This window comes from Acidiplasma sp. (assembly GCF_038728925.1).
GTDB classification, from domain to species: domain Archaea; phylum Thermoplasmatota; class Thermoplasmata; order Thermoplasmatales; family Thermoplasmataceae; genus Acidiplasma; species Acidiplasma aeolicum.
The window spans coordinates 1-22,485 of sequence record NZ_JAVYSZ010000014.1 but is presented as its reverse complement, the minus strand read 5'-3'; the positions used below and the strand labels follow the sequence as shown (position 1 = coordinate 22,485).

The window sequence follows — 22,485 nt, the reverse complement described above, 5'->3', positions numbered from 1 at the left end:
GAATCATAGTTTTTTATATTCTTCCATTAGTTTCTTATAAGCCTTAAAGTCACTTGGCCCGCATGATATGTTATTTTCCTTAAAGTCGCTCTCACCTATGATCATGCCATCTGAAATATCAACATAATCATAGAAGTTTGTAAGTGATATTCCGCTTCCAATTAAAACCGGCTTCTTAATTACCTTTTTAACGGCCTTGACCCTCTCAACCTCTGGTGGTACAGGGCTTCTTGATCCAGAAACAATGATTGCATCTGCCCCGCCGCGCTCGCTTAAATCCTCGGCCGCTATGTCTATTGGAACATTATATAATGGATATGAATGCTTTACATGCACATCGGCATAAATTTTCACATTAGAATTCAGGTATTTTTTATACCTTAATAAATCTGCACCGTTTCCCTCTATAATACCCTGATCTGTAACATAGGCACCTGAAAGCACATTGCACCTTATAAAGCTAAAATCAAACAGTGTTGCTATTGTTAATGCCTCGGTGCAGCCATTCCTTAATATATTAACCCCTATTTCAATTCCCGGTATTTTTTTAACCTCCTGTGATATGGCGGCCATTGCAGCCACCGTTATGGGCGGAATTTTATCCTTATAAAATGGGTAATCATTGATATTTTCAAGAATAGCTCCGGTTAAACCTGCATCCTTAAAACCGGTTACCTCCTTTTTGGCATAGTCTATAATCTCACCAAGCGTGTATTTTGATTCTGGTGAACCGGGAAGTGCTGGAAGGTGCACCATACCATAAAATAACTTAGCCTTCATACTGCCCGATAGGCAATTTGTATTTAAATATTCCCAGCAGGCATTTTGTTAATATTTTATTAAAACGGTTTATTTTGAATATTTTGACCTTAAAAGTTTTTTATCAAATTTTCCAGTGCCGGTTTTAGGTATTTCATCAACAAAATAAAAATCGTCAGGAATCCACCATTTAGGGAACCTGTCCAGGGATATTAAATATTCCCTTAGTGAATTTTTGTCCAGCTTTTTCCTGTATGATGCCTTTTTTACAACCAGCGCCAGCGGTCTTTCACCCCATCTATCATCCTTTTTTGCTATGACTGCCGCCTCCAGTACTCCTGGATGCTCCATAATGGTATTTTCAAGGTCTATTGATGATATCCACTCACCACCGCTTTTGATTAAATCCTTGTCGCGGTCAACAATTTTTATTGAACCATCAGGATTAATTTTAACAATGTCCCCAGTTCTTATCCATGTTTTTCCATCCATATAAACAATTTTATCAGTGCTATCGGTATGGAAGTATCCGGATGTGGCATAGGCTCCACGCACCAGGAGCTCACCTGTACTTTTCCCATCCCACGGCAATTTATTATTTTTTTCATCCACTGCATTTATTTCAAATGCAGGCATGGGTATCCCCTGGTTATGCACATTTCCGGTTTCCGGCTTGCTAATTGTTGCTATTGCCTCAGTTTCGGTCATCCCCCATAAATGCCATGTTTCAATTCCAGATTCCATGAGTGTTTTAATTATATAATCTGAAGGTTCAGCACCACCAATACCTGCATATTTTAATGGCTCCAGGCCGGTTTCATTGCTGATTGAATACTCAATAATTGATGTCCACACTGCGGGTGCGGCGAAGGCCTTATTTACCCTGCATGATGAAATCATATTAACTATATCTGGCGGGTCTGGATGAACACCCGGAAGGGCTAGGTTTGAACCTGTCAGTGCCGCGGCAAATGGAATATCCCATCCTGATATATGGTACATTGGAACCATGACAAGTGATGTGTCCTGCCTTGAAAGTGCTATTGAGTCATGGCCTAGCAGTGATAATGAATGTATAAAAATACTTCTGTGTGTGTATACCACACCCTTGGGATTGCCCGTTGTACCTGATGTGTAGCATATTATCGCCGCATTTTTTTCATTATTATCCGGGAAGTTTTTTTCAATTTCAGATGAATATATATTATCATCAAAGGCCTGATCCATTTTTACTGACCTTATATTTATCCCTTCAAGAATATCCTCAGGAATTCCCTCGTAAAATATCAGCTTTGCATTATTCTCCCTTATCATATTTTTTATAACATCCCTATGATATTTTATATTGATTGTATTAAGCACGGCACCAATTAATGGAACGGCAAAATATAATTCAAGATGCCTTATTGTGTTCCAGGAAAGTGTGGCCACTGTATCATCCGGACCTATCCCAGTTTTAATAAGATAATTTGCAGTTTTCCTTATGCGTTCTGATAGTTCCCGGAATGTAATTTTTTTAATTTCAGAATTTTCACGGTAATATACAACACTTTTTCCAAAATATGTTTCCATTCTGTTGAATATATGATTTATATTTAGCTGAAAATTTCCTATAGTACCATCCATATTTAATTATAAATTAGAATCTTATATAATAATTTCTAAATGCTAAAAAGGAATAATTATGGGTATATAAAATAATAAAAGATAATTTTAATATTTTTTACTATGAATGCAATTTATTTAATAGAAAAGTTTTTAATTATATATATGTTTTAATAGATATATTAAAATAATAGAATATTGTGTATATATCATGAATTCAGATAGTTCTGAAAATAAGGATATTTTAAAGGATATGTATATAGCAAGGGCGGACAGGCTTCCTGCATGGGGATTAAGCTATCTTCTTATTTTTGGTCTGGCATTCAGTTTCTTTATTACATTATATGATGTTATTAACATAGGCTTTGCCCTGCCGTATATAGAATTTGTCACAACAGCCGGTGAGGCATCACTGGCAGCATCTCTTGGACTGTTTGGCTATGCAGTTGGCGGTCCAACACTAACAATAATAGCCGATAGAATTGGAAGAAAGCCAACATTATTATTCACTGCATTGCTAACATCCATAGGAAGCTTCGGTGATGCACTCGCTTTTAACATACCAACACTTTATCTTTTCAGGTTCATAACAGGCATGGGCATAGGCGGCGATCTTGTCCTTGTGATGACATACATGTCCGAAATGGCACCTGCTGTTAAGAGAAGGAGCTATGTTAACTTAGCATTTATAGGCGGCTGGGCGGGAATAGGCTTTGGACCATTTTTTTCATCAATAATTGTGACAACATATCCCACGGTTGGCTGGAGATATTTATTTGTAATAGGCGGTGTCATAGCCATTGCTGTCATAGTCATCAGGGCAATATCGCCTGAAACAATAAGATTCCTTGCAAATAAGGGTAAATTCAAGGAGGCCGATGAGCTGATTAAAAAAATGGAGGAAACATCAATGAAAAGGGCACATGTTTCATCTCTGCCAGAGCCAAATGTGCTTGAATATAAGGAGGAAAATAAGGGGGTCTTTAAAACACTGTTTTCAAGAAAGTATGGAAAAAGGCTGACTGTATTATTTTTGTTCATGTTCTGGCAGTATTTTGTTGATTACATGTTTTTAGCACTCGCACCCACATGGGTTAAGGATATATTACATGTTCCAGGGCATGAGCTGGCCTATATGATTACATTACTTGGCATAGCAGGCCTCGGTGCGTTTATAGGTTCATTGATGATAAGGCCATTTGCAGACAGATTTGACATAAGAAAACTCTCAACCATTGGTGTTGTGGGATACACAATAGGTACAACACTCATGGCCATAGGCGGTGTATACGGCATCATATACCTGTTCTTTTCAGGGGCTTTTATAGCAGAGCTTATAGGCGTAGGCTGGTATCAGGCCTATTATATGATGGATGCCGAGAACTTTCCAACATCATCAAGGGCCACAGGATACGGCATTGCAGACGGTTTAGGGCACCTTGGTGGTGCAATCGGCACGGCAATATTTATACCAATTGTTGTCGCCCTTGGAAGCATACTAACATGGAGTGTTTTATGGATACCTAATTTAATAATGTGCATATTTTTATTCCTGACGCTGCCAAACGCAACAGGAAAAAGGCTTGAAGAAATCAACGAGGCAAGCTGAATCCAATAATATTAAAATTTTTTATATTAAATAATTTTTAAATTTATGGATGTATTATTAATTTATAAACAGACAAAAATTCCGTGCCCATTTATTATACAATCACAATAAATATATAGAGTTAATATTTATATTTATTTATGGTAAGAACATCATCAGAATTTCTTAAAACCCTGCATCCAGGAAATGTTTATTACAGGGGTAAAAAGATAGACAATGTTGTTTCCCATGATGTACTCGGCATTGGTGCAAAACATGCTGCCAAACTTTTTGATTATCCAGATAGGGTATTTACAGGTAATTCCGGCGAGAAAATCAGCAAATATTTTAAGGTTCCTGAAAACACAGAGGATTTAATAAGCCGCAGGGAATTAATATACAATACCACAAATTATTGCAATGGAATTTTTAATATTTCCCAGGCCATTGGATCAGATGCCATATTTGCAATGAAAATAGTATCACAAAAAATAGACAAAAAATATAATACGCATTATTATAAAAATGTTGAATCTCTCTATGAAAGATGCATAAAAAACGATTTAACACTGGCGGTGGCACAGACCGATACAAAGGGTGACAGGTCAAAAAGGCCAGAGGAACAGGACGATATTGATTCATATTTGCATATAACAAAAAAGGATAAAGAAGGCATCTATGTTACAGGAGCAAAGGTGCACACAACCCAGTCAATATATGCCGATGAGCTTATAGTAATTCCATACAGAAACATGACAAAAAAGGATTGTGATTATGCCGTTGCATTTTCTGTAAGCACAAACACGCCTGGTTTAAGGTTTATTGTGAGGCCAATAGATGAGCTTGAGGGAAACTCCTCATCAATTCTAAGCAAAATGGACTTTGAGGTGGAAACAACAACAATATTTGATAATGTTTTCATTCCATGGGACCATGTATACATGGCCGGTGAGGGGGAATTTGCTGGAGAGCTTGCCAACCTATTTGCAACATTTCACAGGTTTACAGCGGTTTCATACAGGGCCGCAACAGCAAATTTATATATTGGCATTGCAAGCATGATGGCAGAGGCCAATGGCATAGAAAATGCCGGGCATGTAAAAAATAAGATGCTTGATATGATCCAGTATAAGGAAATTATGACCATGAGCAGCTATACAGCTGCAATGTTCTGCGAAATTGATTCCGGTATAGCTGTTCCAAATCCGGTATACACAAACATAGGTAAATTATATTCAAATGAAAACTTCTACAGGCTTATTAATGGGCTTATAGAAATTTCAGGAGGCATTATTGTTACAATGCCATCTGTTGAGGATCTTGAAAATAGGCAGAATCAAAAGTACATATATAAATATCTTGCATCCATGGCACCGGGTGAATACCGTTTTAATCTTTTAAGGCTTGCAAAGGAACTTGCTGGAAGCAATTTAGCAGGCTACATGCTAACACTGATGGCACATGCTGAGGGTTCAGTTGAGGCAAGCAAAATAGGGCTTTTAAGGGGATATAATGTTAATGAGGCCAGGGACATGATCAGAAAAATCCTGATGCCTGGAGACTGATTTTTATGTATGACATTAAAAATAAGGTTGCAATTGTAACCGGGTCAACAAGGGGTATAGGAAAAAGCATTGCCAGAAAACTTGGCTATGAGGGCGCCTTACTGGTATTAAATTACCGAAAGCGTGATGATGAGGCGAACAATGCATTAAGGGAACTGAAATCTCTTGGGTATGAGGCCATCGCAGTCAAGGCCGATCTATCCATGGAGGAGGATTGCAGGTTATTAATAGATACCACCATGGATACATTTGGAAAACTGGACATACTCGTAAATAATGCCGGAACCGGATTTTATTCCCCATTTAAGGATATAAATGATAAATTAATAGAAAAAACACTTGGAACAGATTTTAAATCAGTGCTCTACTGCTCCCTGTATGCATCAAGGGCAATGGAACGTGGTGTGATAATAAACATAGCATCAATTACCGGAATTATTCCTTATTATGGATTATCAGTATATGGAAGCCTCAAAAGCGCTGTTATAAACCTGACAAAATCAATGGCACTGGAACTTGCACCTGATATAAGGGTGAATGCAATCGCCCCGGGCCTTGTAAATACAAATCTTGGTGGAAGCCTACTTAATGTCATGGGCATAAGCTGGGATACGTGGATAAATAAATACACACTTACAAAGAAGGCAACAGAACCGGATGAAATAGCAGAGGCAGTCATTGCGGAGATTAAAATTGACACAATGACAGGTGAGGTCATAAAAATAGACGGTGGCCAGGCGCTAAAATCAGGGGATTTCAAAAAAGAATCAAGAATTTAATTTGTTTTTTAACCTCTTTGATAGTTTAATAAAGTAATCCAGTGATTCCGGATTCATGAGGGAACCTGGGTTAACAGCGTCAGTTACATTATATCCGAGTAAAATCTTTTTAATTGGAACCTCAACCTTCTTCCCATTAATTGTTTTAGGTATATCATCAACAATTAAGATTTCATCAGGAATATATCGTGGTAAATACTCTTTTATTGAATTAATTATTTCAGATTTTATTTTTTCTATATTCACATTTTTATCATTTAATGAAATAAAGAGCGGCATGTAATAACCATCCTTGATGTCCATTCCTATGATTAATGAATCCCTAACACCAGATATATTATCCACAATATTGTATATCTCCGAGGTGCCCATCCTTATGCCATTTTTATTTAATGTTGAATCTGACCTTCCATAAATAATGGCGGTATTTCTGTCAGTTATCTCTGCGAAATCACCATGCCTCCAGACATTTTTATAATAATTGAAGTAGGATTCATTATATATTTTATAATCAATATCATTCCAGAGATAAACAGGCATTGATGGCATTGGTTTATCTATAATTAATTCCCCTATCTTATTGACAACAGGATTTCCGGAATCATCATAAACCTTGACGCTATCACCAAGTGATATTGATTGCATCTCCCCAGCATAAACCCTAAGCATTATGTTTGGCTCAAAGAATGCTGAACAAATATCTGTACCACCGCTTATGCCTGTAAACCAGACGTTCCTTTTTATTGAATATATATACCTATATCCATCTGCACTCAGCGGGCTTCCGGTGTAGAAAATTGCATGAATATTTTCTGCATTTCCTGTTTTAAAACCAGATTTTTTCAGATAATTTATATATGCAGCACTTGTTCCGAAATATTTTACATTGTTAATATTTAAATAATCCCACAGCACATTTAAATCGGGATAAAATGGGCTGCCATCATAAAGAACCACAGTTGATCCAAGCAGTAATGAACTTATCATAAAATTCCACATCATCCATCCTGTACCAGTGTACCAGAACAACCTATCAGACCTTTTTAGATCCAAATGCAGTGATAATGATTTTAGGTGCTCAAGCAAAATTCCACCATGGCTGTGAACTATACCCTTTGGCTTTCCTGTTGTGCCTGATGAAAAGAGCACCCATAAAGGATCATTAAATTCCATTTCCCTAAATTTTAATTTTCCCATATAATCCTTAAATATATCGTTAATATCCCATACATTATCATTATCCATGTGTATTTTTTTATTAATGCTGTTTACAGTAATTACCAGTTTTATTGTTTGAATATTTTTTAAAATTTCATTAATATCTCTAGTTTTTTCATATTCACGGCCACCATAATAATATTTCTCGGTAACAATAAGTACCTTCGGTGACAGCTGCATTAACCTCTCCATTGCACCTCTGGAGCCAAAATCTATGGAAATTGATGAAAATATGCATCCGAGAGATGCAGATGCAAGAAATGATATAATATTTTCTGTTGTATTTGATAGATATGTTGCTATCACATCCCCGGATTTTATGCCATTTACCCTTAAAAAGTTGTAAAGTGCACCTGTTTTCATTTTCAATTCTTCATATGACATTGTTTTTGTTTCATTCATTTCGTTTTTATAAATTAATGCAGTGCCAGTGCTATTTTTAAAAACATTTTCTGCATAATTTAATTTCAGCCCTCCAAACCATTTATTTCCTGGCATTGGGTATTTTGAAAGTATGTATTCATAATTTCCATGCGATTTTATGCTAAAATATTCCATAATATCCTTCCAGAATACCTCAATGTTTTTTATGGAATAATTGAAAAGATCATTATATTCATTAATATTTAAATTATGGTTTTTATTTATAAAATCAATAAATTTAACCATGTTTGAATTATCAACATCATCCCTGTTCGGTTCCCATAAAATTTCTGGCATAATTGTATTAATTGCATTTTATACTTAAATTTTTATAATGTCTTATTAATCTTTTATACCATTTTGAAGGGAACCAAAAAGGAATTTTTTAAATTTATCCTCATTAATCCTGGTAATTACCTTTATTTTACTGTTATCATCAGGAATCATTGATGAAAAGCCTCTTGTTATTTCATCTTCAATTGATATATCTACCCTAACATTTTTTGTCTCCATTATTATATCATTATTTAAAATGCAGGACATTAACAATGAATCAGAATGTGTGAGGCCGTTAATATTTATACCAGATTTTCCAGATTTATTATATTCTATTGCAGATCGGTTTACATCCAAATAAAATTTAAAAAGGTCTGTTTTATTTTTTTCATAATTATGCATTATTTCATCAATGGTTATTGTTCCATGTTCAGCGCAAAGATCCCACGGCAGTATTGTAGCATTGAAACCAGATTTAAGTACAATATATGCAGCCTCAGGGTCAACGAAAAAATTGTATTCTGCAGCAGGAGTTATATTTCCTGCATGCCTGTATGTTCCTCCCATTATATATAAATGTTTTACATTCTTTGGAAAATTATTATCCATTAATGTTGCAAGTGCAATATTTGTTAATGGGGCCTGTGCGCATATTATAAGATTTTTTTTATACATTTCTGCATAATTAACCAGTTCAGCTGAGGCATTTCCGTTCTCAGGCTGTTTCTGCGGGTCAGGAAAATTAGAATTGCCCATGCCGTCATTGCCATGGACATACTGGGCAGTAACCAGATCCCTTAACATTGGCTTTCTTGATCCCATAAAAACCGGGACATTCTTTTTATTGACCTTTTCAAGCGTTAATAATGCATTTTTTGCGCCCAATTCTACAGGCACGTTTCCTGCAGCTATGGTTATGGATATTAAATTTATTGGGGAGAGTGCTGCAAGCATAATTGATGTTACGTCATCGCCTGCTGTATCCGTATCTATTATAATATTCTCCAATAGATAATAAAAATATATCAATATATTAAATTTTTCATTAAATTTTTGAAAATTTGTTGTATAAATAAATTATTTTTAATATATTTATAAATATAATTTACATAAAAATATTTTTTATTTGTATTTGTTTACAAGCTCGGAAAATTTGCTGTAATCATCCGGCCTGTGGACATTAAGTTCAGAATTTTTCATTGTATTAATAATAAATTCAGGCGGGAATTTAATCGGAAGGTTGTCAACAATGAATTTTGCAGCTTCCTCAGGTTTCTCCTTTAATATTTTAATTCCAAGGTTATATGCATCAATGAATTCCTTGTCCTTTCCATTGAATATTGCGGCCCCGCAGCTACCAGGTATGTAAATGTTATATTTCTCAAAATATTTCTCAAGGCTTTCACCGCCCTCTGACATTGCCGGAACCACTGCAGAGTCAATCTCTCCTTTCTTCATTGCCTCCATGAGGTCATTTATTCCCTCATAATATTTGATTTCAACAGTCTTCCCAGTTTCACTAACGAATGCTCTAAACAGTATATCTGCCGCTCCGCCCTTTCTGGTTAATCCTATTTTATAACCAAGTTTTGGTATAACAACAGACAGGTGTTTTATTGTTACATAGCTTATGGGCAGGTTTCTTTTAATCAATGAGACTGTTGAATCAAGTATAATATCTGCCTTTCCCTCCTTCTGAAAATCTATATCAATATCATCTCTCTCCATCTTGGCCGCCACTATAGGGTAGCAGACCGGTCCAGGTGCTGCAATTACTTTCATAATACTATATGGATAAATAATTTATTAATGTAATGTTTCACATGATAAAAACATAAATGGTAAATAGTAAATGATTTATGTATTTATGAATGCCATTTTTAATATTAAATTTTATATTATATTATTAAAATTGTAAATATAACAATATAAATAATATATAAAAATATTTTTTAATATTATGATATTATTATTTTTAATAATTTTTTCTTTAAAATAATGGAAAATAATATATGCCATACAAAAATTACCCTTTTTAGGATTTAAATGGATAAATATTTGATACTTGAAGATGGCACGATAATAGGTGGCAGGGGTTATGGTTATGAGGGTGAATCCCATGGTGAGCTGGTTTTTACAACATCCATGTCTGGTTATATTGAAACAATAACTGATCCCTCCTATGCAGGTCAGATACTTATATTTGCATTCCCAGAGATTGCAAATTACTCTGTTTCCATGGAAAAAATGGAATCAGAGAAGATTCAGGTTGCCGGCCTTATCACAAAGGACGCCCATGAAATTTTTTCCGGAGGACCCTCTGGAAATGATTTTAATGAATTTTTGAAAAGGTCAGGCGTGCCGGCCATTGATGGCATAGACACTAGGGTTCTCGTTGAAAAAATCAGAAAAAATGGGGTTTTAAGATGTTTTATCAGAAACAAGCCGGAAATCCCCGATGAATTTCCGGACACAATGAATGATGACCTTGTTGGTTTGGTTTCCAGAAAAGAGTACCAGTATTATAAGGGTAATGACCGAAGAAAAATACTTTTTATCGATGTGGGAACCAAAAATAGCCTCATTACAAACCTTGGAAGAATTGCATCACTTCATATAGTACCGTATAATTATGATTTTTTTAATTCAAAACTTGATTATGATGCAGTTTTTATTCCAAATGGTCCTGGAAATCCGGATCATCCGGCATTAAAAAATCTGGTTGAATTCATCAGGGAGGTTTCAGCTGAAAAGCCTGTTATCGGTGTATGTCTGGGAAACCAGCTTATTACACTGGCCTTTGGTGGCAGAACCAAAAAAATGAAGTTTGGCCACAGGGGTGTTAACCATGCTGTTACTGATGGCACTAGAATATACATAACGTCCCATAACCATGGATATGCCGTTGATAATGAATCACTAAGGAATACTGATTTATCAATGAGAATGTGGGATATTAATGATAATACGGTTGAGATGGTGGAGCACAGGGATTTACCTGTTTATTCTGTGCAATTCCATCCGGAGGCCCATCCTGGGCCATATGACGGGAGCTGGTTTTTTGATAAAATAGATGAAACTTTGGGTGTTAAAAATGATTAAGGACATTAAATGCACGCTTGTAATAGGTTCAGGGCCAATAGTTATAGGGCAGGCTGCCGAATTTGATTATTCAGGATCACAGGCATGCCTCGCACTCAGGGAGGAGGGCATAAAAACTGTTCTTCTTAATTCAAATCCTGCAACGATACAGACTGATAGGGAGATAGCAGATAAAATATATATTGAGCCTGTGGAGCCGGATACCGTGATTGAAATAATAAAGAATGAACATATTGATTCAATACTGCCATCCACAGGGGGACAGGTTGGGTTAAATCTTGTTATACTTTTGGATAAGCTGGGAATATTAAGCCAGTATAACATAAAAATACTGGGCACACCGGTTAAATCCATAGAGATTGCAGAGGATAGAAAGAAATTTTTTGATTTGATGCGCAGCATTAATGAGCCCATAATAAACTCATATACAATAACAAAGGATTCATTTATGGCACAGATTGAAAATATTAAAAAATATCCATTAATACTGAGAACTGGTTTTTCACTGGGTGGTTCAGGAGGCAAGATAATTGATTCAAAGGAGGATCTAATTAATTACTGTGAGGACTACTTTATCATAAATGATATACCACTGGAACTTGATGAATCTCTTCTTGGACTGAAGGAAATAGAATATGAGATGATGAGGGATAATGCCGGAAACTGCATATCCATATGCAACATGGAAAATTTAGACCCAATGGGTGTGCATACCGGTGAGAGCATTGTTGTAACCCCATCACTAACATTAAGCAATGATGATTACCAGAAACTAAGAACGGCGGCAATACATATAGTAAGCTCAATCGGTGTTGTTGGTTCATGCAATATTCAGTTTGCCCTTGACCAGAAAAATAATGAGTACTATGTTGTTGAGGTAAATCCCAGGACATCAAGGTCCTCTGCACTTGCCTCAAAGGCATCCGGGTACCCGATAGCCAGAATATCCACAAAAATTGCAATAGGGTATAATCTGAATGAAATTAAGAATCCAATTACAAAAACAACATATGCCGCATTTGAGCCATCAATGGATTATATCACAGTTAAAATTCCCAGATGGCCATTCGATAAATTCTCTGTTAAAAGGGAAATAGGCATAGAAATGAAATCCATAGGGGAGGCCATGGGAATTGGTAGAACCTTTGAGGAGGCTCTTTTAAAGTGTGTTGCGTCCCTGGATATAAAGGATTCAAAATCCTTGAGGCTTTTTACAACAAGGGATAAAACACTTGAATTAATAGAAAAACCAAATGACTTAAGGCTTTATGCCATATTTGAGGCACTGTTCCAGGGCATAGATATAGAGACAATAGCAGGCAAATCAGGCTATGATCCATTTTTCATATATAAAATGAAAAATATTGTTACAGAGTTGCAAAAACTAAAACCGGGGAAACTCCCGGAAAATCTGAGATATATCAAATCACTGGGAATTTCTGATGAAACTCTTTCATATTATACAAAAATGGATGAGGTTGATATAATTAAAAACAGGATTAATAATAATATTATGCCTGTGTATAAAAATATAGATACATGTTCTGCAGAATTTGAATCAAACACCCCATATTTATACTCCTCATATGATTCACAGAATGATTTTAAAACAATTGAAAATAAAAAGATTGTAATTATAGGATCAGGACCAAACAGGATATCCCAGGGTGTTGAATTTGATTATGGATCTGTTAAGGCAGTTATGTCATTAAAATCCTTGGGATATACATCCATTATGGTGAACAGCAATCCCGAAACAGTATCAACAGACTTTGATATATCTGACATCCTTTATTTTGAGCCCATCACATTGGAGCATGTATCCAATATTATTCACAGGGAAAAACCAAATGGAATAATTATACAGTTTTCAGGGCAAACCGGTCAGAATATGGCCTCCGGATTAAGCAGAATATTTGGCAATATAGTACTTGGAACATCTCCAGAAAATATATTTAACATCGAGGAAAGGACAAAATTTTCAAGAGAGCTTAAAAAGCTTGGCATAAAGCAGCCCGAGTTCATAGAAATAGAAAATATAAATGATATTGAGAAAAAAATATCCAGCATAAAACTTCCGGTCATAATAAGGTCAAGCTTTATTATTGGTGGCAGGGCAATGGATATAATTTATGATTACAACATATTAATAGACAGAATACAGGAACTATTCAGGGAAAGGCCCGGATTTCCGATACTTGTAAGTGAATACATCAAAAACGCAACAGAAATAGATGTCGACTTTGTATCAGATTCCACAAGGGCAGTTATCGCAGGCATATCGGTACATATTGAGGAGGCAGGCACACATTCTGGTGATGCATCAATGGTGCTTGCCCCAAATATGGTAAATGATTCTATTAAAAACAAAATATTTGATATTGTTGAGAAGCTAAGATCAAATTTTAATCTTCTTGGCCTTTCAAATCTGCAGCTTGCAGTAAAGGATAATGAAATCTACGTAATAGAATTAAATGCAAGGTCATCAAGGTCAGTACCATTTGTGGCAAAGGCAACAGGCATAAACTGGGTTGATTCTGCGGTAAAGGCCATTCTCGGTACACCATTAAGGGAAACTTATATGGAACCCAAATCATATTTCATTAAAATTCCTGTGTTTCCATTTAAAAGATTCAGGGATATGGACGTGATCCTTGGCCCTGAAATGAAATCCACAGGAGAGGCAATGTGCTGTGGTCTGGACTTTAATGAGGCAATGGCAAAGGCAATTAAAATAATTAAAAGGAATTTTAAGCTTGAATCCGCACTTATTACTGTTAATGACGGTGACAAGCCAGAGGCACTGGAAATTGCAAGAAAATTATCACTTAATGGAATAAAAATCTATGCAACGCCGGGCACATCAAAATATCTTGAAAACAACGGCATAAAAAATATTACTGTTTACAGGCTCAAGGATATGCGGAAGCCGGGCCTAAGTGAGGTTTTAAAGAATGAAAATATATCAATTATAGTAAATACACCATCTGAAACATATGGATCATTCAGGGATGGCTTTTCCATAAGGGAAATTGCAGTTAGAAGGGATATACCACTAATAACCAATATAAAATTCGGGGTTGCACTTATAAACGCACTAACATCAAAAATTACACCGCATTACAGGGAAATAGGTGAATATGTTAAAAACTAAAGTTTATTAATAATCAAAACAAAATTTTATATATTTATTTACCATTTTGATGGGTGTATAAAGTTTTCATGGATTTTTAATATTTATTATCACATTTTGTTAAAATTATTAAATATTTTTGAATAATATGGATATAAAATGAAATATAAAATATAATTAGATTATATCTGTATAAAAAAGTTAAAATACTGATATAATTTATAACCATAAGTGAATTAAAATGAATGAGGATGTTTTTGACACGCAGGTTACCGAGAAGCATCTGGAGGTTATAGGGGTAAATCCAATACCAAAGGAAAGCAGGACGCATTCACCAGGTAAAATATTCAACTTCTGGGCCATGGCAAGCGCATCGGCAACAACACCATTAATAGGTCTTTTACTTGCTGGAACAGGCCTCTGGAATATGGTGCTGGTCATTACAATAGCACTGGTAATTGGGATAATTCCTGCAGGATTGTTTTCCAACATGGGCAGGCAGATTCCATTATCGGCACTGGTTGTATCAAGAAAAACTTACGGGTACTGGACGTCAAACGGCCTTTCACTGCTTTACACCTTTGTTAACCTTGGCTGGTTCGGCGTAAATGACGCCACCGGTGGTGAAATACTGGCACTTTTAACGCATTCAAGCCCGGTAATCTGGTTTATAGTCATTGGTATACTTCAGATTTTGCTAGTAATGTTCGGCCTAAAATGGCTTGAATACTTCTATAGATATACATCAATTCTATTAATCGTTGTCTATGCCATTTTAACCTATTATTTAATAACATTATTCCATGTCAACTTTGGAGCATTAACAGCACAGACAGTTCCCATTAACTGGGGGATTGATATTAATCTTGTTCTGGCATTTTCTATTCTATCATGGACATACAAAATTTCAACAGCAACCAGATTTGCAAAGCCTGAAACGAGGAATGAGAAAAAATGGACAAAAATTGCATATTTTATAGCAGCCCCTATTGGAATAATAGTTCCTGTATTTTTAATGGGCATAATCGGCTACGCATCAAATATTTATGCAGGGAACTGGAATCTTGCGGCAGTTTCATTCCCTGTTAAAAATACCGCACTTCTTCTGCTTTTAGGTGTTGCAGCATTTGGTGCATCCCTGGCTGTAATACATACAAATGCAATGAATTTATATCCATCAACTGTAGACCTCCTTGCCGGAATACAGCCTGCCTTTAAAAAGAAGCAGAAGGAAAAATTGGCCCAGCCAGTATCAACAGCAATTCTGGGAGTATTTGGAATAATACTGGCCATAGCTGGTATTTTAACCCATATAGAAACATTCCTAAACCTGATTGCTGATCTATTATTCCCATATACATTTATATTAATAGTTGACTGGTATTTAAATTTGAGAAAAACTGCGAAAATAAGAGATTTTTATACAATACCCAAGACATTTTCAGGCAATTTTAACATAAATGCTGTTCTTGCAACTGTAATAGGAGTTCTGATAAACTTCTTTGGCCTTGGCATGTTAAATCCAATTTTTAACTACTTCCCACAGCAGGTATTTGGGTCGCTTGTGGCAGCATTATCTTACATAATATTATTCTATGCAACAAATGCAAGATACAAACCTGCAACAGAGAAGGAGCCAGAAAGTGAATAAATTAAATAAACATATTTTTTTAATTTTTTATTTACCAGATTCATTAGAAAATAAATATTAAAAATTTTATTTCGCCTATTTGAAAAATGTATATGTAAGGTTTATGTAATTTTAGGGTTTAATAATTATTCCCAGAATATTGTCCGGGCATAGTCCAATAATTGATATCCCTGGGATTATATATTTGAATATATTTAAATGGAATTATACAATATATAAGTTATATAAGAAAAATTTAAATCATAGTATGAATACGGTTTATATGGATGTTACTATAAAGAGTGTTAAACATTCGCTGAGAAAGCGTTATATAAGGCTGGCCCCGATTTTATTTTTCCTTTATGTAATAAACTTCCTTGATAGAGTTAATCTATCATACGCAATAGCTGCGAACATGTTTCCTGATATAGGGGTACCAGCCTCAAGTGCAGATTTCATTGCCGGTGTTGCATCATCACTATTTTTTGTGGCATATGCAATTCCCCAGGTCTTTACAACACTTAGAATAAACAGCATGGGCATTAGAAAAATATTTGCCTTTGCATTTTCTGCATGGGGAATAATAACCATTGTAACCGGTTTTGTACAGAATGTGCCTGAAATTTATGCATTAAGGTTTATACTGGGTCTTGCAGAGGCACCATTTTATGCAGGTACCATGTTCTTTATGGGCATCTGGTTTGTCAAGGAGGAGCGTGGTGTTGCAAATTCCTTTTTTAATGCCGCAATTCCTGTCGCAGGAATTTTTGGAGGCCTAATTTCTGGCGCAATATTTACGGCGTACGGTAATAATCCCGGATGGAGATACCTCTTCATATATGAGGGAATATTAGCACTTATATCCGTGGCAATACTCTGGGTAGTTTTAACAGACTTTCCAGAGGATGCAAAGTGGCTAACAAAGGATGAGAAGGATGCACTTGAAAGGGAATTAAAAAACGAGGAGGAAAACAAGCCAATAAAAGTTTCATGGAAGGAGGCATTAAAACAGAGGGATGTGATATTATTAACAATCGTTTATTTTCTTGGTGTAACAGGTTTATATGGATACACAATATGGCTTCCATCAATAATAAAATCCATGGCCAATATAAGCGCTGCAACTGCCAGTTTCCTAAGTGATATTCCATACGTTGTCGCTGCCATAGCCCTGATTTTAATATTAAGATTTTCGGATAAAAAAGGAAATAGAAAGCATTTAACCGCCATTATTTTCTTCGTTGCATTTGCCGGACTTGCATTAAGTGCATTCCTTCTGGTTTCATCACCAGTGGCGTCATTTATATTCTTTACAATATCGGCAATAGGCATATTCAGCTTCTTACCGATATTCTGGAATATACCACAGGAGGCGCTAACAAGGGAAAGCTCCGCATCATCGATTGGCATGATCAATGGCCTGGGCAATCTTGGAGGCATAGTTGGCCCAATTCTGGTTGGTGGCCTTCAAAGCTATACACATTCATTTGTTGCAGGTGTTTATTCCATGGCTGTCTTCGTCCTTCTTGCAGGAATTGTTGTATTAATGGTCAGGCATTCAAGATAATAAATTATTTTTTATTTTTATAAATTTCTTATTTTGAAGGTTTTATTTTTTATAATATTTAGTCCCATCAAGTTTTTCAATGTCCTTTTTATAGCTATACATGAATATTATCTCCAGAAGCACAAATGCAGCAATGAATGATATTAAATCCATAACGTTGATTATTATTGCCATTACTTTAATTATTGATAGAATAAATCTTAATGCGAGAATTATTACCGAAAAAATAATTAATGTTTTTCTATGAATCCATAGAAATCTTGAATAATCCTTTTTATTAAGTGCCGTCATAATTATTATAATAACATCAAATTAAATAAATAGTTTGTTTTATTAATATTGTTTTGCGGTAAAAGGTTTAATAATAATATATTTATAAGCCTTTAATAATGAGCCTGATTTAAATGGAAAAATCTAAAAATTACCCATTTGGGAGAATTATAATTCCGACATTTTTGTCATTCTATTTGAATTCATCAATAAGGTATTTTATTCCGGCCATTTTACCGTTTATTATTTTAAATCTTCATATAAGCGTACTGCTGGGGTCACTGCTTATTACATCATACTGGGCAGGTTACACGGCCTTTCAAATTCCATCAGGTATGCTATCTGATAAATTTGGGCTGTCGCTTACATCAAAGCTTTCATTTTCAATGATTTTCATACTTTTTATACTGCTTTACTTTTTTATTAATAATTATTTATCGTTAATGATTATACAATTTTTCCTTGGAATTTTTTCAGCATCACTTTACGTCTCGGATGCCTCACTTGTACAGGCATGGACACCCAGAAAGGAGAGAACCACCGCAATTGGTATATATCAAACAGCATATTTTGTTGGCGCATCCATAGGGGAATTTATTACAATTGAGGCTTTAAATATAACATTCAAATTACCATTTTACATAATTTTTGGCTTTCTTGCAGCAGTTCTTTTAATAGATTTGACCTTTATTAAGGAGCCCGAGGTAAGAAAAAAAAGCAAAAAACAAAAGATTTCTAAGGATATTATTTATGTAACATTTATAAGGTTTGCTGCAGGTTTTTCCTATTTGGGATTTTTATCATTGTACTCAACGTTTATAGTCTATTCCGGAATCGCATCAGGCTCAAACCTTTTTCTTTATACATGGATACCGTCAATAGGTGGCATCATAACATCGCCACTTGGTGGAAGGATATCGAAAAGGTTCAAAAACGGCAGGCCATTAATAGCAGCAGTCACAGTTTTATTCCTCGGTGCCATAATTATATCAACTGCATTTATTAAGGGATATCTGGTAATTCTGCCTTCATTTCTGGCAGGATTCAGCTATGGATTGTATGCAGGGCCATCAATGGGTATGGCATCAGATGTAAGTGGTGGTGACAGGAATCTGGCATCTGCAAGCGGAATTATTAACTTCAGTTCGCAGGTTGGAGGGAGCATATCTCCATTTGTAATAGGATACCTTTTTTCAGTATATGGCACATTTTCAGTTCCATTTATTACTCTTGGAATAATATCAATAATTTTTATTATACCTGTTCTTTTTAAGATAAAAAAATCATCCATAGGGGACGAGGCATTAAATGAATAAAATTTTAGGTTTTTGTTGCGACACCATTATTATTTACCGAAATTCTATCCTTTAATCCAGTTTTTGTCAGCCAGGCCATGGATTTTAGAAATCCACCCACGGTATTCAGGTTGATGTTTGAAAATACCTGTGAGCTCTTTCCGTGTGTTATGTACAGTTTATAAAATATGTCATCCAGATGGGAAAATACGGAATCCACCATTCTGTCAGATAAATACCTTAGAACAGGGTTCATTGATCTGGCCATGACCGGTATCAAATCCTTTATGACCCCAAAGTCATACTTCCATGACATATATAAGAGCTCCCAGTAACCAGATGGTAGTTTTTCCATGTATGGAAATGGATTATTGTGTATATGTGAACTTGTCATAGGTATAACCGGCAGTGGGAAAATAAAGGCCTTAAACTGGTTATCTATGATTGAATTTACAATATCCATGCTCTGTTTTAAGTCATTTTCATCCTCCTCCGGATATCCAATTGTCATGGTATAGCATGGGTAAATATATGCCTCATTCATAATTTTGGTTGCCCTTACAATAACAGATTTCCAGTCCTCTGGCCTCCAGGGAAATGGCTTTGCATTCATGTATTTATGCATTATTTTTACAGAACCTGTTTCAAGGCCCACCACGGGTGCCTCCGCCCCGTATTCCTTTAGGTTTGATATATCTGACATTTCATATACTGTATCTGGATCACTAAGAACTGCAGGTGCTGAAATATGAGGGAATAAAACGTATCTTGCTCCCATTGATTTCATTGTTTTAAAAAGTTCTATGATTGCATCATGGTTTACCCTTAATTTTTGCTGGCCATATAACAGTATATCATCAGTTATTAATTCTATATCCTTTGCACCGCCATTTAATTCTATTTTAGCCTCCTTTTTTATATCCTCCAGGGGTATTGTTCTGTATGTTTCAGGTGTTATGGAACAGAACTGGCATCCCCTTGGGCAGCCGCGCGTAACCTGAACCTGTCCATACCGTGCAGGATGAACTATCGGTGGTATATCCTCAACCTTCGGCATTCTTCCAGTAATATTTTCCGGGAGTTTTTCCCCATTCAAAGCCTTTTTGACAATAAGAGGAAAATCAATCTCTGCCTCACCATTAAAAACTGTATCAACAAAATCAGGTTTTTTTAATCCTATCTGCCAGGCTGCCGGACCACCAACTATAACCTTGAAATTATATTTTGCCTTTAATGTTTTAACCTTTTTAGCAAGCTCCTCAAAATATACGGCATTCCAGCTTTCCTGCCCGCCAAAAAGCATTGTTAGCTTAAATGTTACAGGGCTCAATCCATAGGGATCATGAACATTTATACCAAGAACCTTTGTATTTTCATCTATAAATTTTTCAATGTCATCAGGCGGGGCTATTTTCACATCATTAAAATTATTCTTCAAAAGTATGGCCTCAAGTTTCCTTAATGAGTATGGCACAAAACTGTCTATTTTTTCAGGATTACCAGGTCTTTTTGAAAATATGGCATTCATTAAGGCCTTTGGAACAATGTTATGCGGAAGACATGAAACGTAGCCAAAAACCTGCACACCTCCGTAATTCGAAAACGTTCCGCGATCCGAGGTTAGAACTATCTGGCTCATAATTATAAATTATTTGTAAATATTTAAATTTTTGTTATAAATCCAAATGAATTTATATATTAACATATTTTTGAGAACATTATAATGATATAAATGTATAATTAGAGATAACTTATAGGTTAATTATTTAAAACTATATAATTTTGTAAATCATATTTCTCAAAAAGAATTAAATTTCCAGATTAAATTTGTCAAATTATTATTTTTAAAAAAATATTCTTAAAGTTATATAATTAAATTATAAAGCATATGAAAAACCGGTCATAAATTACTGTTTATCACTTATCGCGCCATCTGACAAGAAATCTGGCAAGAATTGAGTATATTACAAGCTCTATCAAAAGCACGTAAAGCATCATTAAATTCATGGGTGCAAGGCCAAAAAATCCCTGAACAAGAATTGCTGCTGGTGTTGTTGGTGATATTGCAATTATATAAAGAAATATTTTTGGAACATAATAATATGGATAAAATGTTGGTGGCAGTATACTTGTAATAACAGTTAAAATTCCGGTTATTCCCCATATATTCCTTAGATGATTTATGGATCCTGATATTATGAAGGATATTGCCGTTGTGGTTACAATAAGTATAAGCATAATTAATACGAGTGCAATGGAATTATATAATGTGAATAGATGGTAAATAATACCAAGATAAACATAAAGAATAATTCCGGGAACTGAAAAGATGAAATAGCTCAGTGTAAATGCGGCCATGTAATCAAACTGTGTTATACTGGTTGCAACATAAAGCTCCTGAATTCTTAACTGTAACCTGAAAAATGCTGAATCACCGGCGCCCGAAAGCCCAACAGACCCAATAAATGCAATTAAACCTCCGACTATTGCAAATTTAACAAGTGCACCATGGCTTAATACAAATACCAGAAAAAGCAAGGTAAGCGGTGTGGCAAGTGAGGCAATAAGGTATGATGGCCCTCTGGCTATGGTTTTTATGCCATAGTACCATGCCATTGTGAGTATAAATTTAATATTTGGCATTTTCATCCTCCATTATAAAAAGGTCATCAATGGTTATATCGCGCACACTCACATCACTGCCTATTTTATCAATATCAGATTTTTTTATATATTTTACATACAAAGTTCCTATTTTATATGAATTATCCAGTTTTTCCATGGACTCTATTCTGATCATATTTTTATATGGCCTTAAAAGCTGGTCATAATTCCCGGATTTTATTATTCTGCCTTTATCCATTATGTATATTTTTGATGCAAGCTCCCTGGCCTCCTCCATATAATGTGTGGTTAATATTATATTCCCTGAAAGCTTTTTTATGGCGCTCCAAGTTTCGAGCCTTGAAAGGGGGTCAAGGCCTGTTGTGGGCTCATCAAGGAAAATTGTTTCAGTGTTTGCAGCAAGTGCCATGGCAACGAACATTTTTCTTTTCATTCCACCAGAGAGTTCATCCGAAGGCACATCCTTTTTATCATATAAATCCAGTTCCCTTAAGGCCCTTAACGTTTCGTCCTTGGCCGATTTAAGGGAAAAGTTTCTGGCGGTTAAATACATAAATATTTGTTCATACGGTGTTAATATGCCTATGGGTGAGGCCTCCTGTGGTATGCTTACTATTGTTTTTCTTAGTTTCTTTGTATCCCTTATAATG

17 protein-coding genes are annotated in these 22,485 nt (G+C 35.3%); 8 read left to right on the top strand and 9 right to left on the bottom strand.

Annotated features, from left to right (window positions below; all coding sequences use genetic code 11):
- Positions 1-3 precede the first annotated feature (3 nt).
- On the bottom strand, positions 4-780 hold the full coding sequence (locus QXW15_RS06065; RefSeq protein WP_048102411.1) for a BtpA/SgcQ family protein: 777 nt from the start codon (positions 778-780) through the stop codon (positions 4-6).
- A 69-nt stretch (positions 781-849) separates the two neighbouring features.
- Positions 850-2,385, bottom strand: a complete 1,536-nt coding sequence (locus QXW15_RS06060; protein WP_048102410.1) for an AMP-binding protein — start codon at positions 2,383-2,385, stop codon at positions 850-852.
- 190 nt (positions 2,386-2,575) lie between these two features.
- Between QXW15_RS06060 and QXW15_RS06055 the strand changes: the two genes are divergently transcribed.
- From QXW15_RS06055 to QXW15_RS06045, 3 genes are all read left to right on the top strand, one after another.
- Positions 2,576-3,973: an MFS transporter gene (locus QXW15_RS06055; RefSeq protein WP_054963904.1), complete on the top strand. Its 1,398-nt coding sequence runs from the start codon at positions 2,576-2,578 to the stop codon at positions 3,971-3,973.
- A 140-nt stretch (positions 3,974-4,113) separates the two neighbouring features.
- Entirely contained in the window at positions 4,114-5,517 is a 1,404-nt protein-coding gene (locus QXW15_RS06050; protein WP_054963984.1) for a 4-hydroxyphenylacetate 3-hydroxylase N-terminal domain-containing protein, read from the top strand.
- Between the two features lie 5 nt (positions 5,518-5,522).
- The gene (locus QXW15_RS06045) at positions 5,523-6,296 is read left to right on the top strand and encodes an SDR family NAD(P)-dependent oxidoreductase (protein WP_054963983.1); all 774 of its coding nucleotides are present in this window, start codon (positions 5,523-5,525) and stop codon (positions 6,294-6,296) included.
- Here QXW15_RS06045 and QXW15_RS06040 read toward each other — a convergent pair.
- The 3 genes from QXW15_RS06040 to QXW15_RS06030 form a co-directional block, all read right to left on the bottom strand.
- Positions 6,285-8,234: an acetoacetate--CoA ligase gene (locus QXW15_RS06040; protein WP_048102404.1), complete on the bottom strand. Its 1,950-nt coding sequence runs from the start codon at positions 8,232-8,234 to the stop codon at positions 6,285-6,287. The genes QXW15_RS06045 and QXW15_RS06040 overlap by 12 nt on opposite strands.
- A 45-nt stretch (positions 8,235-8,279) precedes the next feature.
- Positions 8,280-9,221 (bottom strand): nucleoside hydrolase, encoded by a 942-nt coding sequence (locus QXW15_RS06035; protein WP_162200839.1) that lies wholly within the window; start codon positions 9,219-9,221, stop codon positions 8,280-8,282.
- A gap of 114 nt (positions 9,222-9,335) precedes the next feature.
- On the bottom strand, positions 9,336-9,995 hold the full coding sequence (locus QXW15_RS06030) for a DUF3834 domain-containing protein (protein WP_048102403.1): 660 nt from the start codon (positions 9,993-9,995) through the stop codon (positions 9,336-9,338).
- A 264-nt stretch (positions 9,996-10,259) separates the two neighbouring features.
- On the opposite strand from QXW15_RS06030, the gene carA reads away from it, so the two are divergent.
- The 4 genes from carA to QXW15_RS06010 all read left to right on the top strand — a co-directional run bounded on the left by carA (position 10,260) and on the right by QXW15_RS06010 (position 17,645).
- Entirely contained in the window at positions 10,260-11,315 is a 1,056-nt protein-coding gene (carA, locus tag QXW15_RS06025; RefSeq protein WP_048102402.1) for a glutamine-hydrolyzing carbamoyl-phosphate synthase small subunit, read from the top strand.
- Entirely contained in the window at positions 11,308-14,469 is a 3,162-nt protein-coding gene (gene carB / locus QXW15_RS06020) for a carbamoyl-phosphate synthase (glutamine-hydrolyzing) large subunit (RefSeq protein ID WP_052656878.1), read from the top strand. The genes carA and carB overlap by 8 nt, the downstream gene beginning before the upstream one ends.
- A gap of 220 nt (positions 14,470-14,689) precedes the next feature.
- Positions 14,690-16,099 (top strand): cytosine permease, encoded by a 1,410-nt coding sequence (locus QXW15_RS06015; protein WP_048102400.1) that lies wholly within the window; start codon positions 14,690-14,692, stop codon positions 16,097-16,099.
- 262 nt (positions 16,100-16,361) lie between these two features.
- Positions 16,362-17,645 (top strand): MFS transporter, encoded by a 1,284-nt coding sequence (locus QXW15_RS06010; RefSeq protein ID WP_048102538.1) that lies wholly within the window; start codon positions 16,362-16,364, stop codon positions 17,643-17,645.
- A 42-nt stretch (positions 17,646-17,687) separates the two neighbouring features.
- On the opposite strand, the gene QXW15_RS06005 is transcribed toward QXW15_RS06010, so the two are convergent.
- Positions 17,688-17,936 carry a hypothetical protein gene (locus tag QXW15_RS06005; protein ID WP_048102399.1) on the bottom strand — a complete coding sequence of 83 codons (249 nt, stop codon included), beginning with the start codon at positions 17,934-17,936 and terminating at the stop codon, positions 17,688-17,690.
- Between the two features lie 113 nt (positions 17,937-18,049).
- Between QXW15_RS06005 and QXW15_RS06000 the strand changes: the two genes are divergently transcribed.
- Entirely contained in the window at positions 18,050-19,231 is a 1,182-nt protein-coding gene (locus QXW15_RS06000; protein ID WP_048102398.1) for an MFS transporter, read from the top strand.
- 4 nt (positions 19,232-19,235) lie between these two features.
- Here the strand turns inward: QXW15_RS06000 and QXW15_RS05995 are convergent, their stop codons facing one another.
- From QXW15_RS05995 to QXW15_RS05985, 3 genes are all read right to left on the bottom strand, one after another.
- Positions 19,236-20,849, bottom strand: coding sequence for a radical SAM protein (locus tag QXW15_RS05995; protein WP_342790158.1), 1,614 nt, complete (start codon positions 20,847-20,849; stop codon positions 19,236-19,238).
- A 278-nt stretch (positions 20,850-21,127) separates the two neighbouring features.
- Positions 21,128-21,853, bottom strand: coding sequence for an ABC transporter permease (locus QXW15_RS05990; RefSeq protein ID WP_052656890.1), 726 nt, complete (start codon positions 21,851-21,853; stop codon positions 21,128-21,130).
- Positions 21,840-22,485, bottom strand: a 646-nt coding sequence (locus QXW15_RS05985) for an ABC transporter ATP-binding protein (RefSeq protein ID WP_342790157.1), incomplete at its 5' end; no start/stop codon positions are given. The genes QXW15_RS05990 and QXW15_RS05985, both read right to left, overlap by 14 nt.